This is a genomic window from Pseudoalteromonas sp. XMcav2-N, from assembly GCF_024124545.1.
Lineage (GTDB): Bacteria > Pseudomonadota > Gammaproteobacteria > Enterobacterales > Alteromonadaceae > Pseudoalteromonas.
This window is the reverse complement of record NZ_JAMXSF010000002.1, coordinates 316628-333941: the sequence shown is the minus strand read 5'-3', so window position 1 is coordinate 333941 and position 17314 is coordinate 316628. Positions and strand designations below refer to the sequence as shown.

The window sequence follows — 17314 nt, the reverse complement described above, 5'->3', positions numbered from 1 at the left end:
CCTACATTATCCGCATTTATTTCTTATCTTGTTTCTATTGAATACGTATTCATTTGCAGTGTAAGATAATGCTGGTTGGAACGGTCCAAATAATAACAAATTAAAGATAGGAGAGGTGCATGTTTCGCATCATATCGGTAGCCACAGCGGCTGCTTTGATATCTGTCTCATCGTTAGGGGTGGCGCAGGAGTCTAATACGCAGTGGGTAGATCCATTTATAGGTACTGGTGGTGACGGCCACACGTTTCCCGGTGCGGTTGTGCCTTTTGGCATGGTACAACTTAGCCCGGATACCGATAATCCAATGCGCGGCGTCTCACCGCAGCCTGAGATATACAAGCGATGCGCCGGATATCATTACGACGACACCACGATAGTCGGTTTCTCTCATACGCACTTTTCAGGCACAGGTCATTCTGACCTTGGGGATCTGCTGGTTATGCCAATCAGCGGTGAGGTAAAAACTAATCCCGGTACGGCGGAAGATCCTGATTCAGGGTATCGCTCGCGTTTCTCTCATCAACAGGAATGGGCAGAGGCTGGTTACTATGGGGTTGAGTTGCAAGATTACAATATAAAGGCTGAGCTCACCGCGAGTCCCAGAGTCGGTATGCATCAGTATAGCTTCAAAAACGGTGGTCAGGGCCATGTTTTGTTTGATCTCACCAGCGCTATTTACAACTTCGAGAACAAGGTTATCTGGAGCGATATTCGTAAAATCAATGATACAACATTGGTCGCTTATCGAGCCACCAATGGCTGGGCGCGTAACCGTCAAATGTATTTTGCGATAGAGTTTTCTCAACCTATAGATAACTACCGCTTTATCAATGAAGACAATATGCGTTATCGTTGTATGGGATGTCTTGGTAAAGAAAAGCATTCTACTATCGAAAATAAAGCGGTAAAAATGACAGCTGGTAAAGCCGTTAAGTTCGTAGCAAGTTTTGATGATGTCGAAAACAAACCGTTGAAGATTAAAGTAGCGCTTTCTGCGGTTAGCCGCAGTAATGCGCTCGAGAACCTCAAAGCTGAGATCCCTCACTGGGATTTCGATAAGGTGCGCGCAGATGCGAATGCTCAGTGGGCTGCCTATCTGGACAAGGTAGACGTAGAGGGCACCCGTTCCGAAAAGCGTCAATTTTACACCGCGCTCTACCATGCGTTACAGGCGCCAAGTTTATATCAGGACGTTAATGGGCAGTACCGCGGCGTAAACGGCGAAATTCATGATGGTAAAGGCTTTGAGCATTATACTTTGTACTCGCTTTGGGATACCTACCGAGCGTTACACCCGCTGTTGACCTATATCGACCCTGACAGAGTGTCTGGCATGATACAATCTATGCTCGTTCACTATCAGCAAAGCTATGAAAAGATGCTGCCTATCTGGTCATTCCATGCACATGAGACCTGGACCATGATTGGCTATCATGCGGTATCAGTTATCGCCGATGCCTATCTTAAGGGGATCCGGGATTATGATGTAGATCTGGCCGTGGAAGCCATCATCAATACAGCCAACAACCCAGTTTATGATGCCATCCCTGAGTACAAAAAGTTTGGTTATGTGCCTATGGATGTATTGCCAGAATCTGTCTCTATTACACTGGAATATGCCTACGACGATTTTGCGATTGCCAGAATGTTTGAGGCGATGGGTAAAAGCGAGCAGGCGAAGCAATATTATGCACGCGCTATGAGCTACAAAAATGTGTTCGATCCACAAAGTGGTTTTATGCGTGGTCGTGACAGCCAGGGTCGATGGGATCCAGAGTTTAACCCTTTTAAAGCAAAGTACATGGGACCTTTCACAGAAGGAAACGCCATGCAGTACAGCTTTTATGTACCTCAGGATGTAGCCGGGTTGATTGATTTGATGGGCGGAGATGACGCCTTTACTCAGCGCCTTGATGATTTGTTTGATACGCCTTTGTCTCAAGAAATGATTAAGGAGCATGAAGATATTGCAGGCCTGATTGGTAATTACGCTCACGGCAACGAACCAAGCCATCATATTGCCTATTTGTATAACTATGCAGGCAAGCCCTGGAAAACCCAGGAACGAATTCGCCAAATCATGGACACGCTGAGTTCGGATAAGCCAGATGGTCTTGCTGGCAATGATGACGTTGGTCAGATGTCTGCCTGGTATATTTTCTCTGCAATGGGCTTTTATCCAGTTGCGCCTGGCGACCTGGCTTATGCAATTGGCGCGCCTCAAACACCAAAGGTCACGCTTAAGCTCGCAAACGGTAAGCAGTTCACAACAACAGCCGTGGGGTTGAGCAAAACACATAAATATATTCAGTCGGTTACCTTAAACGGAAAAGCACTAGAGCGCAGTTACCTGACACACGATGACATCATGGCTGGTGGTGAGCTTAAATATGTGATGAGCGATAAACCAAATAAAAATTGGGGTAAAGGCCTGACGGCAAGACCGCCAGCTTTATCTGAATATAAGTAAACTCGCATGTCGACCAGATGATCACATGACAAGCCTGACTGAGTTGAACCAGGATACAGGTAAAAACTGCGCCACACGAAATAAAGACAAGTTTGTGATGATCATTGTAACTAATAAAAAAGGTGGGATTTGTCCCGCCTTTTTTCATTTTGAGTGCTGAAACCTGAACAATAACTAATCAGTTGAAAAATAAATCGTGAAAACAAGTGTATAATTAACTTTAGGCAACAAAAGTTTCGCCGATAAGGTAAGACAAACTCGTTAAGATTTGGTAAAACAAATTTGTATTAGTAGAATTAAGACAGGGCTTCCCATGTTCAGTGCGCTCAAATTTACAACTAAAATAACACTGGCCGCTTCATTGGTGCTGGTGATCGTACTTTCCCTCTTTACCGTGAACAACTTTATCCTGATGCGCTCACAAACGCAGGCCCAGTTAACCCTGGTGTTACAGGAGATCTCTGAGTCGGTTTCGCAAAATATTGCTAACTGGTTAAACGACCGGTTGGATATAGTTAGCGCTGTTGCCGGTGGACACCGCAGTAGTGACGCTTACTCAGACATACTAAGGCGTGTTCAAACCGCACATGAGGCTGGTCACTTCAAGAATACTTTTATCGGTACGCCTAATGGTCAGTTTGTACTAAATGACACAACAGTGGTGTTGCCTAACGATTTTGATGCTACGCAAAGGCCTTGGTACAAATTGGCGGAGCGAAAGCAAGATACTGCGTTTACCACGCCTTATATCGATGTAACAAGCAACGAGCTCACCATCACAGCCGTTGTGCCCATTATGAACAATGGACGTTTCTCTGGTGTCGCCGGTGGAGACATCGACATGGCAACAATCACAAACATTGTCAATGAAATTGACTTTCTCGGCTATGGTTACGGTTTCCTGTTAGATGCGGAAGGTCGGATCCTAAGCCACCCAGATACCCAACTCAACGATAAACCAATGACAGATCTGTTCGGCACTAAGCTTCCACTATCAGAGACGTTTGCGGATCTGACCATTGATGGGAAAGAAAAGCTGGTGTCATTTATTAAAATGCGCGGCATTAAAAATGTCGACTGGTACCTGGGCGTGGTGATTGACAAAGAGATTGCCTACAGCTCTGTGGCGTCTTTTAGAAATATGGCCCTGATCTATATGCTGGTGGGCGTTGTGGTTATAGTTGTTATGCTACAGCTGCTGCTTAAATATCTGATGCGGCCTATGGTTCACTTAAACGAAGCGATCAAAGACATAGCCCAGGGAGAAGGCGATTTGACCCGCAGGCTGGAGGTTGAAAACAACGATGAGTTTGGTGAGCTGTCCAATTACTTCAACCTGTTTGTAGACAAAATCCATGAGAGTATCTCTAAAGTAAAAGAGACCACGCTGGCACTTGAGCAGGTTATGGCGGGGCTGCAATCGCAAACACAGGGCGCACTCGATATCTACACAGAGCAAACCAAGCGTACCGACAGTGTCGCGACGGCGATCAATGAATTATCATCCAGTGCTGTAGAGATTTCAAATAATGCCAAACACGCCTCAGAGCTGGCGACTGAGGCAAATAGTTTGTCCAGCCAGGGCCAGATGGCACTGAATGCCAACATTGAAGAGATTGGCTCTCTCAGTGCTAAAATGCAGGAAGCACAATCGACTATTGATGGCCTGGATAAACTCACCGCAAGTATAGGTCAGGTGCTGGAAGTTATTAAAGGCGTCAGTGAACAAACCAACTTGCTGGCGCTTAATGCCGCAATTGAAGCAGCACGAGCCGGCGAAGCCGGACGAGGGTTCGCTGTTGTGGCCGATGAAGTAAGACAGCTAGCCCAGCGTACTCAGGAGTCGACTCAGGAAATTGAAAATACGATAGGTGAGTTGCAGCAAGGTTCGGCATCAGCCGTTGCGGTCATGAAATCAAGTATTGATGACTCCAGCAATAGCGCTCAGCAAGCGCAATCCGCAGGGACTAGGATGCAGGAAGTTACTCATGCCATCGACTCTATCGACGGTGTAAACCATGCCGTTGCCAGCGCAACGCAAGAGCAAAATGCAGTGATCCAGTCACTCGACAGTGATATTCATGGCATCAGTGATCTGTGTGTCGAAGGCAGTGACAGTTTGACCAAGACGCTCCGGGAATGTCAGACATTAAAATTGCAATTTGACGAACTCGAAAACATGCTCGCCAAATTTAAAGTGTAATCTTTCACAAGGCTGCGAATACGCAGCCTTTTTTAATTTATTGCATAAGTATAAATAAACTTCTCCATTGCTGATATATGACAGCTGTAACCTAAATGTATTTTTAGCGCAACATGGGTGTCATTTAGGCACATTAGACTGCACGCAATTCCAATATAGCAACAAGCAAATATTAAAAGGTGTATGCGATGAAGTGCGTTAACCACTTGCTATTAGCAGGTATGGTCGCCGTTGCGGCTAATGCTCAGGCAAATGATCTGGACAAGGTCATTGATTCAAGTTCGGCTATTAACCAGTCAGCCCTCCAATCTCAGAATAAAATAAATTCTATTGCAGATGACATGCAATCAAGACTGCAAAAGTTTAGAACACTGAATAAAGAAATTGATGGCCTGGTTGTTTACAACAGCCAGTTAGACAAGCAGATCAAAAATCAACTAGAAGAAATGGCTGCGATTAACGAGTCTATGGATCAGGTGTCTGTGATTGAACGTCAGATCACGCCGCTGATGATGCGTATGATCACAGGTCTTGAGCAGTTCGTTACACTGGATGTTCCTTTCCTAAAAGAAGAGCGTGCGGAGCGCATTGCTAAATTACAAGCAATGATGGACCGCGCGGATGTTTCTTCAAGTGAAAAGTTCCGTCGCGTACTCGAAGCCTATCAGGTAGAAGTTGAGTACGGACGCACTATCGAAGCTTACTCTACTTTGCTGACGGTAGACGGTCAGGAACGAGAAGTCGATATGCTACGCATTGGTCGCCTTGAACTGCTTTACGTGACTAAAGATGGCAGCAAAGCGGGCAGCTGGAACAAAGACAGCAAGTCATTTACTGCACTGCCAGACACCAACATCAGTCAAATCAACAAGGGTATCCGCATCGCGCGTAAGCAACTGGCACCGGATATGTTAACTCTGCCAATTCAGGCTGCAGAATAAGAGGTATATGATGAACTTTTTTAAATCTTTCAGCCTAAAAACTGTAATGGCAGCGACGCTTGCATTATCTAGCTCAGCGTTTGCAGCAGAACAAGCAATGGACCTGGATACACTGTTAAAGCAACTTGAACAGGGGCAGAGCGCACAAAATGCACAAAATGCACAGCGTGAAGCCCAGTTTAAAGCGCAACAGAGTGAGCAGGTAAGAATGTTGCGCGAATTGACCGCTAACCGTGATGGCGAACTCAATCGCTCGGAGCGCCTGGAAACTCAGTTCGAAGAAAACGAAATTAAGCTAGGTAATTTGGGCGACACGCTGTCAAAGCGCATGGGTTCATTGAAGGAACTGTTTGGTGTGCTTCAGCAAGTAGCAGGCGATTCAAGCAATAAGTTCCGTACCTCAGTTGTATCTGCAGAAATTCCTAACCGTAGTGCGTTTATGGATGACATGGCCAAACGCATGGGCTCAAGCACTAAACTGGCGTCTATCGAAGACATTGAAAAAGTATGGGTTGAGCTGCAACGTGAAATGACAGAGCAAGGGAAAGTATCTCGCTATACCACGGATGTGATTGTTGCAGGCGGTGCCAAAGAGCAAAAAGAAGTTTTGCGTGTTGGTGCGTTTAACCTGATTGCTGATGGTAAATACCTGTCTTACAACCCGGAAACCAATACACTGTCTGAGTTGACCCGTCAGCCTACAGCACGTTTCATGGAGAGTGCGGCTGAGCTTCAATCTGCGCAATCTGGTGCCGTTGACTTTGCACTAGATCCGACAGGCGGTTCAATCCTGGGTCTGTTGGTTCAGGCGCCAAACACCAAAGAACAAGTAGAGCAGGGCGGAGCCGTTGGTTACGTTATTCTGGGTGTCGGTCTGATTGCCTTATTAATTGCCCTTGAGCGCTTTATCTCTCTGATGATTATGGGTGCGAAAATCAACCGCCAGCTGAAAGATTCTGTTGCACGCGAAGACAACCCGCTTGGCCGCGTAATGAAAGTCAAAGAGCAATATCCGGATGTTGCCTATGACACACTAGAGCTTAAGTTAAGTGAAGCTATCTTGCGTGAAATGCCGAAAATTACACGTAACCTGACTCTGATTAAGATTATCTCAGTGGTAGCACCCCTATTGGGTCTGCTTGGTACTGTAACCGGTATGATTAACACCTTCCAGGCGATTACCCTGTTTGGCACAGGTGACCCGAAACTGATGGCCGGTGGTATCTCAACAGCGCTTGTTACAACCGTACTGGGTCTGGTGGTCGCGATTCCTACCGTATTCCTGTACACCTTGCTTAACACGCGTTCTCGTAATTTGCTGCTTATCCTTCAGGAGCAAAGTGCAGGCATCATTGCTGAGCGCAGCGAGAAAGGAGCGTAATTGTGGTTCTTTTAGTAGATGCAATCAATGCGCTACGTGAGTTCCTAGACACAGGTGGCCAGGTTCTCCTGGTCATCGGACTGGTCACATTTGTGATGTGGCTGTTGATCCTCGAACGCTTTATGTTTGTTTTCGGCAAGTTCAGAGCCTATCGCAAAGATCTGCTGAACAGCTGGACAAGTCGAGAGGAAAGAAACAGCTGGAACGCAGAGCAGATCCGTCAGGCCATGATCTCACGAGCAGGAATTCAGCTTAACTCAAACCTGCCTTACATCAATGTCATGGTTGCCTTGTGTCCGCTACTCGGGCTACTAGGTACGGTAACCGGCATGATTGAAGTATTTAATGTAATGGCAATCACAGGGTCGGGAAGTGCCCGGTCTATGGCTGCCGGTGTTTCTAAAGCAACAATCCCAACTATGGCTGGTATGGTTGGCGCGCTGTCAGGGGTTTTTGCCTCTACTTTCTTGCAACGTAAGGCAAAACGCGAAGTAGAACTGTTAGAAGACAAGCTGTTGCTTGATCACTAGAAAAGAATTGAGGAAACGTAATGAGAGCTCCATTAGCAAAGGTTTTTCAGGAAGAAGAAGCCGAAGAAATTAACATGACACCCATGTTGGACGTTGTATTTATCATGCTTATCTTCTTCATCGTAACAGCATCGTTCGTTAAAGAAGCTGGTATCGATGTAAACCGCCCGGAAGCAGCCACGGCAGTTAAAAAGCAGCGTGCAAATATACTTGTTGCCATCTCAGACAAAGGTGAAATTTGGATTAACAAACGCCAGGTCGATATCCGCGCTGTACAGGCAAACATTGAGCGTCTGAAAGCGGAAAACCCACAGGGTAGCGTGGTCATTCAGGCCGATAAGAAAGCAACAACCGATACCTTAATCAAGGTAATGGATGCATCTCGTGCTGCAGGCGCATTCGATGTATCAATTGCGGCCCAGGAATCATAGGAATAGAAAAGATGCGTTACTTACTAGCACTCGTTATTGCAGGTATTGTGACTTTTTTCTTGTTTCTTGGCATGCAGGCACTGATCACAGGCGGAGAAGGCAAGATGGACGAGCCTGTTAAGGGCAACGTGCTTGATTTTGTCCGCCTGAAAAAAGAAGAAACTGTTGAGAAAAAAGAACGAAAACCACAAAAACCACCTACACCCAAAGAGCCTCCTCCGCCAATGGATGCGCCTCAAATGCAAAGCAACAACCTGGATGCTGCTGGCGCCGATTTCAACTTCAGTGCTGACGTGACGGCTGATGTTGATCTAGCTGGTGGCCTGGCCTTGGAATCCAGTGACGGTGAATATTTGCCTATTGTTAAAGTGGCACCTGTTTACCCCAGACGCGCCCTTTCAAGAGGGATCGAAGGGTATGTCATCGTAGAGTTTGTCGTAACAAAGCAAGGTACAGTCAGAAATCCGGTTGTGGTGAAAGCCGAACCAGAAAATATATTTGACCGGGCAGCAATGGACGCAGCGTTGAAGTTCAAATACAAGCCGAGAGTTGTGAATGGTGAGGCCGTTGAGGTCGCCGGTGTTCAGAACAAGATCTCATTCCAGATTAACGGCTAGAGTAAAAAGGTGCGATTATGAAAACGTTTAAAAAGCTACTACTTGTCAGTGCATTAAGTTGTACCGGTCTGGTAGCCCCAAGTCTGTTGTCTGTTTTGCCCGGCGTTGACCTTGCCGTTGCGAACGCTGAGACTAAAACTAAGCGAGTGCCGGCATTGCGTGAAAAGGTATACAGTCAGCTTGCGAGAGCGCAAAAGCTTGCCGATGAAGGGGATGTTAAAGGCGGTCTTGAGGTACTTGATACCATCAAGAAACGTGCAGGCAGCATGAACTCTTATGAAGTGGCAATGATGTATAACTTCTATGGTTTCATCTATTACAACGAAAATCAGCTGGACAAAGCCATTGCCTCTTTTGAGCTGGTGGTAGCTGAAGAGGCCATCCCAGAGTCATTACGATTATCTACTACATTTAGTCTGGCACAGCTGGCAATGGCTAATGGTGATTATAAAGCAACTGTAGAATATCTGGACAACTGGAAGAAGATAAATACTCAGCCAGTTAAAAGCAATTATTATGTATTGAAAGCGCAAGCACTTTACCAGGATAAAAATTACCAGGCAGCTGTAGAGAATATTAATCTGGCAATATCGTTAACTGAAAGTGAAAATAAAGTGCCGAAAGAAAACTGGCTGGTTTTGCAGAGGGCTTTATATTACTCACTTAATCAGCCAGAAAAAGTTGCAGAAGTCCTTGAAAAAATGATTAAGCTGTTTGATAAGCCAGAATACTGGGTTCAGCTTGCAGGTATGTTTGGTGAGCTTGGAGCTGAGAAAAAGCAGCTTGCTATTCTCGAAACTGCTCATCAGCGTGGTTTTATAAAGAAACGTAGCGATATAATTCAGCTTGCTCAGGTCTATCTTTTTAATGGCTTGCCTTATAAGGCTGCCGTTGCATTAGAGGAAGGCATTAAAAGTGGCGTGGTTAAGGGTAATGCAAAGAACTATGCATTCATCGCAGAAGCGTATGTCCAGTCTAAAGATGAAGATAAGTCTATCGATTTCTTCGCTAAGGCAGACAAAGAAGTTGAGCATGGTAACTACCTCCAGCGTATTGCCGAAGTCTACATTAATCTGGAAAAGTTTGATGAAGCCGCGGATTCTGCCAGAGCTGCCTTGGAAAAAGGTGCTTTAACGTTCGAGTCTAATGCTTATGTTGCATTGGGTATGGCTCAATATAACCTTAAAAACTTCGATGCTTCTATACTGGCGTTTGAACAGGCGGAAAAGCACAAAAAATCGGCTAATCTTGCGAAGCAATGGATTAAGTACGTAAAGCGTGAAAAAATTCACGCTGAAACATTAAAACAAGCACTGTTATGATTTTATAATCGCAACACCAAAGCCGCCTTCGGGCGGTTTTTTTATGTTTAAAAGTCAAATGTCATCTTTATTTACCAAAAGTGTAACCTTATCGTCATGAGGTGAATCTATTCTTTACTCAAGCTTTTTATTGCGCTTATAACTATTACTTTTTCGGAGATATAAAATGAAACTTGCTGGGTTATTTAAAGTAAGCCTTATCACTTCTGCTTTGGTTCTTGCTGGCTGTGGCGGTGATGTCAATATAACACCAACTACAAATGACAATCGCGTAGATAACTCTCAGGATGTCGTATCACCAGGTACGGGTGGCGACGTTGATAACGGCGACAAAGATTCGCCGACGGCAATCACTTGTGCTAGTTACACAATGGAAGGCACAGAATATAAAGGTGAGCCAGATTCAGATAACAAGAACTGTGTTTACACCCAGGCATTCGCTAGCTACGCAAAAGACATTACATCTTCTTTCCTGATTAACGCACTTCCTAATGGCGGCGCGCACATCTTTGAAGGTGCGCTTTTCATCGGTAAGGATGTTGATACTTCTAAAGGCGAAACTGTTAATACAGACGGCCCAACTCTGACAATCGAAGCCGGTGCAAACATAGCATTCACTAAAGCTGAAAACTTTGTTCGTATTGCTCGTGGTGCGAAAATCAACGCTATCGGTGAGGTAGATAAGCCAATCACCTTTACATCAATTAATGAAATTGACGGCGATGACACAACTGTGCCAGCGATGCAGGACTGGGGTGGTATTCAGGTAAACGGTATGGCTCAGACTGTTGAATGTTCAAAAACTGAGGCAGAGCAAGGTCAATGTAACGTAGACGCAGAAGGCGTAGTTTCTTACTACGGCGGCAATAACAACGAAGACAGCAGTGGTGTACTACAACACGTAGTAGTTAAATATGCTGGTTTCGGCGTTGAAGGCGACGAACTTAACTCAATTACCCTAAATGCGGTTGGTTCAGGCACAACTGTTGACTATGTACACATCCACAATGGTTACGATGATGGTATCGAGCTATTCGGCGGTACAGTTAATATCAAACACATTGTAGTTACTGAAACAGCAGATGACGGTATCGACTGGGATACTGGCTGGAAAGGTAACGGTCAGTTCATTTTGGTTCAAACGTTAACTCAGGGTAACCACGGTTTTGAAACTGACGGTGGTAAAAAAGATCCTTCATCTGCTGATGGTCAGGATCGTGCAACAACGGTATCTTACCCAACTATCGCTAACGCAACTGTTGTTAGTAATGGCGTAAAAGGTCCACGTGGTTACGGCGCAGGTATGGAAATGAAAGAGTGGGGTAAAGCTCAGCTTCATAACATGTTGTTTGTAAACGCGGGTACAGAAGCCGGTGCAGGGTGTTTTGACCTTTACAATGAAAAAGATAAATCTACCCCTATGGGTGTTCACGCTAATGCCAAAGCTGGCGACATCGCGTTCAAAAACTCTGTATTTGCATGTGGCCTGAACTTCGAAGCGGTTAAAGAAACGCTTACTGGTGACCTGGCTGATTTCGACATCGAAGCTTGGTTCACGGCAGCTGACAGCGGCAACAAACTAATCGGCTTTAAAGATTTTGCCAGCGTACTGGGCGAGAACGGTGTTGCAACTAAAGGCTCAATTCTTGATAAAGATGGCAACACAGTGGCTGTCGAAAGCAGCAAGCTGAGCGAAGACAACTCATTCTTCGAAGATGTTACCTACATCGGTGCAATCGGCGAAAGTGAAACAGACACTACTTGGGCGAAATTTGTTGCTATGTCTTTAGAGCGCACGAAGTAATCTAATCCATTTCTAGCTTTTAACAGGGCGCATTCATGCGCCCTTTGTGAATCCGGTTTTGGTTTAGAGGAACGACAAATGAAACCAATCAAAAAGTTTAAAACCAATTTGATCACGCTTTCTTTGCTTTCTCTTACTTCCCCTTTGGCTGTACATTCGGTTTCAGCAGAAGAGACAGCGCAAGAGATTGAAGAAGTAGTTGCGGTGGGCAGCCGCCTTAAAGGCAGTGCCAGTGCAGTTATTGAAGAAAGGAAAAATCAGGCCTTCGTTGCTGATATCATGGGTGCAGAGCAGATCTCGCGTACTGGTGACAGTGATGCAGCGTCGGCACTTCGCCGTGTAACAGGTCTCAGCCTGGTAAACGATAAGTTTATTTATGTGCGTGGTCTGGGTGAGCGATATTCAAGCGTCCGATTAAATGGCGCTCAGGTTCCAAGTCCTGACTTAACGCGTAACGTAATTCCGCTAGATATCTTTCCATCGAGTATCATTGAATCTCTCGCTGTGCAAAAAGCATATTCACCAAATATGCCAGCAGCGTTTGGTGGCGGTGACGTAAATATCCGTACCAAAAGTATTCCCAGTGATCGCGTCCTTAAGTTAGAGATTGGCGTTGCACATAAAGACACTAACAGCAAAGGCTTTGTTTACAACGGAAGCGATGACGACTGGTTAGGAGAAGACGACGGCCTGCGCGGTATGCCGGTTGCGGTAACTAATGCGCTGAGCAAATACGTAAATGGCATATCGGATATCTCACGTCTGAACATTCGTGCTGTAGAAGCACAAGACCGAGGTGAAGCGGTAACACAGCAGCAGGCAATCGAGCTTAATAAAGACATTACCAAAGCACTGCATCGCGATTTTGGTATGGTTGAAAAAGACCTGGATCCTGATGTTGGCGGTAAACTGGTTTATGGCGACCGTTTTGACGACCTGTTCGGTTTGGGTGGGCAGTTTGGCTTTTTAGCGTCATTGGCGTACGACCATGAATGGTCACACAGTAAAGGCTATACGGCAGTTCTGGCGTCGGTAGACAATGCCGATTCTAACTGTGGCGAAAGCCCATTGGCTTGTTATTCCGCTCGTGATGACAAAGAGTCAACTAAGAAAAATGTTAAGTTAAACAGTTCACTGAGCCTTGGCTATAAAATCAATGACCATGATCTGACGGCAAGCTTTATGAAGCTTCGCGACACAGAAGATGAAGCGTCAGTGTCCATTTACCAGGAGCCTTCGAAGTCTCTGAGTAAAGAAGACGGCGAAGTTCAGCGTAAGCATTTGACCTCTTTCGAACAACGCGAATTGGAAATAGTCCAGCTCCGCGGTACACATAATTTAAATTATGATTTCCTTAAGAGCGTGAACCTCGATGGCCTCGGTTTTGACTGGCATTATACAGATTCTACGGCAACTACTAACATCCCAAGCGAGCTGGAAATTACAGCTAGAGATCGTTATGAAGATGGGGCGTACGTCGAAACCTATACCAGCGGCGCACTAGGTGGCGATCCTTTCTTATATCGCTTTGTCGATATGGAAGATAAAGTTGAAAATTACGGCTGGAACTTATCTAAAGCCTTTTATTTCGACAATTCAGAGCTTGAAGTCAAAGGCGGTGGTTATTTTGTAGAGAAAACACGTGACTATCGAACGGATTTCTTTAAATATCGCTTTGGCCCTAGTGAAGTGATCAGCCTTGCTGATACTCACAGTCAGGCACTGGGTATGGGCAGCTACTTTAAGGACGATGCAGTAGTAGACAGTGTCGATGTAGAACTATTGTTCCAGGAACCAACAGCAGATGACTATCTTGCTGCACAAAAAATCGATGCTTACTTTGGCGCATTCGACTACGTCTTTAAAAACGACTGGCGACTCTCTGGTGGTTTGAGATACGAAGATTTCAGACAAGTCGCACTGGCATTTTCTCGTTCAGCTTATGACTCAGCATTATTGCAAGATAAATTAAGCGAAGAAGCGATTAAAGATGCTACTGTGATGGAAGATGAAACATTCGGCTCATTGTCCATGACATACAGCCAGGAAGGCTATCAGGTTCGTTTTGGCTGGGGTGAAACCATCGTTCGTCCAGATTTACGTGAACTTACACCTGTTCAGTATCAAGACCCGCTAACAGATTACAGAACTTTGGGTAACCCAACTTTGCAATCAAGCTATCTTGATAACTTCGACGCGCGAGTCGAGTTCTATTTCGACGGTGGTGACAACTTCTCAGTTGGTGCCTTCTATAAGGACATCGATAAGCCAATTGAAGCACAGCTTACTGAACGCGACGGTCGTTTTACACTTGAGTTTGAAAATGCCGACAGCGCCTATGTATACGGCCTGGAAGCTGAGTGGTTGGTCGAGTTGTCAGCAGATATGCTAGGTGGTGCGTTCTTTACGTCTGGTAACCTGACAGTCAGTGATTCTGAAGTTGAAATTTTAGAAAGTGCACGTGGTGATTTAACAAATATTAAGCGCCGAATGAGTGGCCACTCTAAATACGTAGCCAACTTTCAGTTGAACTACGATTCGCACAACGGTAACCACCAGGGTTCATTAATATATAATGTATTTGGTGACCGCATCCTGGCGGCAGGTGTAAATGGATTCGACGATGCGTACGAGCAGCCAATCAATTCTTTGGACCTTGTGTATAGTTATTATCCAACGTTTAACACAACGATTACTGTAAAAGCTAAGAACCTGCTTGGTCAGGACTTTGAAGTTCAGCAAAACGATGTAGTTATTCGTTCTCGTGAGAATGCACAGCAAATCAGTCTAGATGTTTCTGTTGAGTTCTAAAGATTCGCGGTTTGAGCGAGAAAAAGCCTGACCTTCGGTCAGGCTTTTTTAATTCTGACATCGATTTACCTTAAGATCTGACAGTTAGCGTTGAAACTATTTACTAAAACGGTATCGTTGTGACGCGTATTGAAGGGGCGCAGTTTTACTTTTTTCAAATTGGATACTTTGTAAATTAGACTGAGTAAAAATCTGCATTGAAGCAAAGTTTCTTATTTAAGATGCCTTAGTTTAAGGTGTGGCTTACGCTTTCAATAGAAGCGTTTATTGGCAGTGTAATGTAAATGAGACTTAAGTCAGTTTTAAGTTACAAATTATTTTCTTTAATTTCAGCTTGTTGTAATCAAAATTACTTGAATACTCGCTAAACTTAAGCCATACTTTGTTCTAATTTAGTACTGCAATTTTATGATAATTTGACCTGAGCTCAAATTATCAACAACCTAGTTCTAAACTGTTGCTTAGGCGACAGTGTGGGACACAACCTTTACATGTTGTATCCAAACCCCGCTTTCGCGGGGTTTTTTATGATTAATGTTCAATTTTGACGCTAAAAGTATAGTTTCTTATAACAATGTTTGCTATTTTTAGACGTCTAGACATACCTCTCACGCAAAATACTCAATGATTCAAAAAAAGGTAATACCATGAAAAAAGTAGGACTAATTGGTTGGCGTGGAATGGTCGGCTCTGTGTTGATGCAACGTATGCACGAAGAAAATGACTTTTCTGATATTGAACCTTATTTCTTTACAACATCGCAAGCCGGTCAACCGGGGCCAGAAGTTAAGTCTCAGTCCAAGGCATTGTTAGATGCATATGATCTCGGTAGTCTCTGTGAGATGGACATCATTTTGTCTTGTCAGGGCGGCGATTACACAAAAGCAGTGTACGATAAATTAAAAGAAACTGGCTGGCATGGTTACTGGATTGATGCGGCTTCAGCTTTGCGAATGTCGTCGGATAGCATTATTGTCCTGGATCCGGTGAACAGAGATGTAATAGAGCAGGGTCTTGAGCAGGGCGTGAAGACCTTTGTTGGCGGTAACTGCACCGTGTCACTGATGTTACTGGCCCTGGGTGGGTTGTTTGAACAGGATCTGATTGAATGGGTCAGCCCAATGACATATCAGGCAGCTTCCGGAGCCGGCGCACGAAATATGAAAGAGCTGATCTCTCAGATGGGCGAAATACATGATTCTGTGAAAACACAGCTGACAGATCCCAGTGCGGCAATACTCGAAATTGACAAACTTGTAGCCGAAAAGCTTAAGTCACAAAGCTTGCCTACAGATCAGTTTGGTGTACCTCTGGCCGGTAGCTTGATCCCTTGGATTGATGTATCTATGGAAAGTGGCCAGAGTAAGGAAGAATGGAAGGCGCAGGTCGAAGCAAATAAAATCCTGGGTTCAAGTAAGCAACCGATCCCAGTTGATGGGATCTGCGTTCGTATCGGTGCAATGCGCTGCCATGCTCAGGCATTAACGATTAAGTTAAGAGAAGACATTGCGATTGAAAAAATAGAAGAAATTTTAGAAGCGCACAACGAATGGGTTACGGTCATTCCTAATGATAGAAAAATAACCGAACAGGAGCTGACACCCGTTAAAGTGACGGGTACACTGAATATCCCTGTTGGTAGAATACGTAAACTGACGATGGGCCCGGAGTATATTAGCGCATTCACCGTAGGCGATCAGCTACTTTGGGGTGCTGCCGAGCCTTTACGTCGTATGCTGCGGATTATTGTAGAGCAATAAAGCCCACGCTCTAAAAGTTTCAGATAAAAGCATCAAGCAAGGCTTAGTGCTTTTATCTGTCATTCGTTTCAGCAGAAAATAGACTGTCAATTTGGACATGACATACGTCGTATATAGTCAAACAGAGCAAACCAGCTAATTTGCTGAACCCACATGGGCAGCTGTTACTTATATATTATATCCTATAATATATATTATGTTAAATGGCATTATTTTCTAAAAATAGCCTCTCCATGCCATGGCCCTATTTATCTTGTATTACTAGCTTAAGACATGCTTAGTTGAGGATACCAGATTCGTCTCTCGATGTTATTTATCATCAGTTAATGAGCCATTTTGGCTCAGCTAATTCTACATCTTTTTTCGAAAATCTTGAGCAAGATCTCCACTCGAGGTTCTGAGATGATAAACACTTTTGTAGTATCTGAAAATAAGGGATATCTGATGCACTTAAAAGACCGATACTAACCAGTATCGGTCTTTATTGTTGTTTGAAGCAGACCAGCTAAATATCATACAAATAAGCGCGCTCAAAAAGATAAATCCAAGCAAAAGCTACGGCGTCTTTTCTTTTGGCGCGCCGATACATTTTAATGGCTTGAGCACGCTGAATGAATAATTGAATTGATTTGATTATGTCGCTTCTGCCATTCGTTTGAATATGATGCTGGCTTGTTTGCCAGATGCTCGGTAGCTTCTGCAAACAACTTCATGCATGACATCGCGGGTATAGTTTTTGCCGCGAAATCAGCATAGCCCGCTGCTGAAAAGAGTTTGGCTGCAGTTGCAGGTGCATTCGCCGAATATGCGAATTCGCCAGCCTTTGCTACAAACGGGTTAACATCGAACACATTTACTATTAGCACTAATACTGCAATGACAACTAGGAATGTATGTTTTATAAAGTAATTCACTGTGTCCCTCCTAATGTCCTACATACATAACAGACAGTAAGTTACATTCGATAGTCTGTAAAGACGTTTATTTCAGACGTGAGTGTTCAGCTGATCCATATGAGATTTCCTGATATATTGAGAATTTCG

At 44.5% G+C, this 17314-nt stretch carries 12 protein-coding genes; 11 read left to right on the top strand and 1 reads right to left on the bottom strand.

Annotated features, from left to right (window positions below):
- Positions 1-119 precede the first annotated feature (119 nt).
- The 11 genes from NH568_RS04235 to asd all read left to right on the top strand — a co-directional run bounded on the left by NH568_RS04235 (position 120) and on the right by asd (position 16271).
- A complete protein-coding gene (locus NH568_RS04235) occupies positions 120-2471 on the top strand; it encodes a GH92 family glycosyl hydrolase (protein WP_253044740.1) in 2352 nt (783 codons plus the stop codon).
- A 313-nt stretch (positions 2472-2784) separates the two neighbouring features.
- Positions 2785-4674 carry a methyl-accepting chemotaxis protein gene (locus NH568_RS04230; RefSeq protein WP_253044736.1) on the top strand — a complete coding sequence of 630 codons (1890 nt, stop codon included), beginning with the start codon at positions 2785-2787 and terminating at the stop codon, positions 4672-4674.
- A 188-nt stretch (positions 4675-4862) separates the two neighbouring features.
- Positions 4863-5615 carry a DUF3450 domain-containing protein gene (locus NH568_RS04225; RefSeq protein WP_253044735.1) on the top strand — a complete coding sequence of 251 codons (753 nt, stop codon included), beginning with the start codon at positions 4863-4865 and terminating at the stop codon, positions 5613-5615.
- Positions 5616-5625: 10 nt separating this feature from the next.
- Entirely contained in the window at positions 5626-6996 is a 1371-nt protein-coding gene (locus tag NH568_RS04220) for a MotA/TolQ/ExbB proton channel family protein (RefSeq protein WP_138552027.1), read from the top strand.
- 2 nt (positions 6997-6998) lie between these two features.
- A complete protein-coding gene (locus NH568_RS04215) occupies positions 6999-7526 on the top strand; it encodes a MotA/TolQ/ExbB proton channel family protein (RefSeq protein WP_253044734.1) in 528 nt (175 codons plus the stop codon).
- Positions 7527-7546: 20 nt separating this feature from the next.
- Positions 7547-7957 carry a biopolymer transporter ExbD gene (locus NH568_RS04210; protein WP_010381303.1) on the top strand — a complete coding sequence of 137 codons (411 nt, stop codon included), beginning with the start codon at positions 7547-7549 and terminating at the stop codon, positions 7955-7957.
- Positions 7958-7968: 11 nt separating this feature from the next.
- Positions 7969-8574: an energy transducer TonB gene (locus NH568_RS04205; protein WP_253044733.1), complete on the top strand. Its 606-nt coding sequence runs from the start codon at positions 7969-7971 to the stop codon at positions 8572-8574.
- Positions 8575-8591: 17 nt separating this feature from the next.
- A complete protein-coding gene (locus NH568_RS04200) occupies positions 8592-9896 on the top strand; it encodes a tetratricopeptide repeat protein (RefSeq protein WP_253044731.1) in 1305 nt (434 codons plus the stop codon).
- Positions 9897-10062: 166 nt separating this feature from the next.
- Positions 10063-11700 (top strand): hypothetical protein, encoded by a 1638-nt coding sequence (locus NH568_RS04195; protein ID WP_253044728.1) that lies wholly within the window; start codon positions 10063-10065, stop codon positions 11698-11700.
- Positions 11701-11778: 78 nt separating this feature from the next.
- On the top strand, positions 11779-14511 hold the full coding sequence (locus tag NH568_RS04190) for a TonB-dependent receptor (RefSeq protein ID WP_253044725.1): 2733 nt from the start codon (positions 11779-11781) through the stop codon (positions 14509-14511).
- Positions 14512-15158: 647 nt separating this feature from the next.
- The gene (asd, locus tag NH568_RS04185) at positions 15159-16271 is read left to right on the top strand and encodes an aspartate-semialdehyde dehydrogenase (protein ID WP_253044723.1); all 1113 of its coding nucleotides are present in this window, start codon (positions 15159-15161) and stop codon (positions 16269-16271) included.
- Positions 16272-16861: 590 nt separating this feature from the next.
- Here asd and NH568_RS04180 read toward each other — a convergent pair.
- Positions 16862-17185, bottom strand: coding sequence for a hypothetical protein (locus tag NH568_RS04180; RefSeq protein WP_253044722.1), 324 nt, complete (start codon positions 17183-17185; stop codon positions 16862-16864).
- Between the last annotated feature and the right edge of the window lie 129 nt (positions 17186-17314).

Bases quoted from the DNA above. Each gene is read 5' to 3' on its own strand.
- NH568_RS04235 (WP_253044740.1), top strand. From the start codon at position 120: ATGTTTCGCATCATATCGGTAGCCACAGCGGCTGCTTTGATATCTGTC.
- NH568_RS04230 (WP_253044736.1), top strand. From the start codon at position 2,785: ATGTTCAGTGCGCTCAAATTTACAACTAAAATAACACTGGCCGCTTCA.
- NH568_RS04225 (WP_253044735.1), top strand. From the start codon at position 4,863: ATGAAGTGCGTTAACCACTTGCTATTAGCAGGTATGGTCGCCGTTGCG.
- NH568_RS04220 (WP_138552027.1), top strand. From the start codon at position 5,626: ATGAACTTTTTTAAATCTTTCAGCCTAAAAACTGTAATGGCAGCGACG.
- NH568_RS04210 (WP_010381303.1), top strand. From the start codon at position 7,547: ATGAGAGCTCCATTAGCAAAGGTTTTTCAGGAAGAAGAAGCCGAAGAA.
- NH568_RS04205 (WP_253044733.1), top strand. From the start codon at position 7,969: ATGCGTTACTTACTAGCACTCGTTATTGCAGGTATTGTGACTTTTTTC.
- NH568_RS04200 (WP_253044731.1), top strand. From the start codon at position 8,592: ATGAAAACGTTTAAAAAGCTACTACTTGTCAGTGCATTAAGTTGTACC.
- NH568_RS04195 (WP_253044728.1), top strand. From the start codon at position 10,063: ATGAAACTTGCTGGGTTATTTAAAGTAAGCCTTATCACTTCTGCTTTG.
- NH568_RS04190 (WP_253044725.1), top strand. From the start codon at position 11,779: ATGAAACCAATCAAAAAGTTTAAAACCAATTTGATCACGCTTTCTTTG.
- asd (WP_253044723.1), top strand. From the start codon at position 15,159: ATGAAAAAAGTAGGACTAATTGGTTGGCGTGGAATGGTCGGCTCTGTG.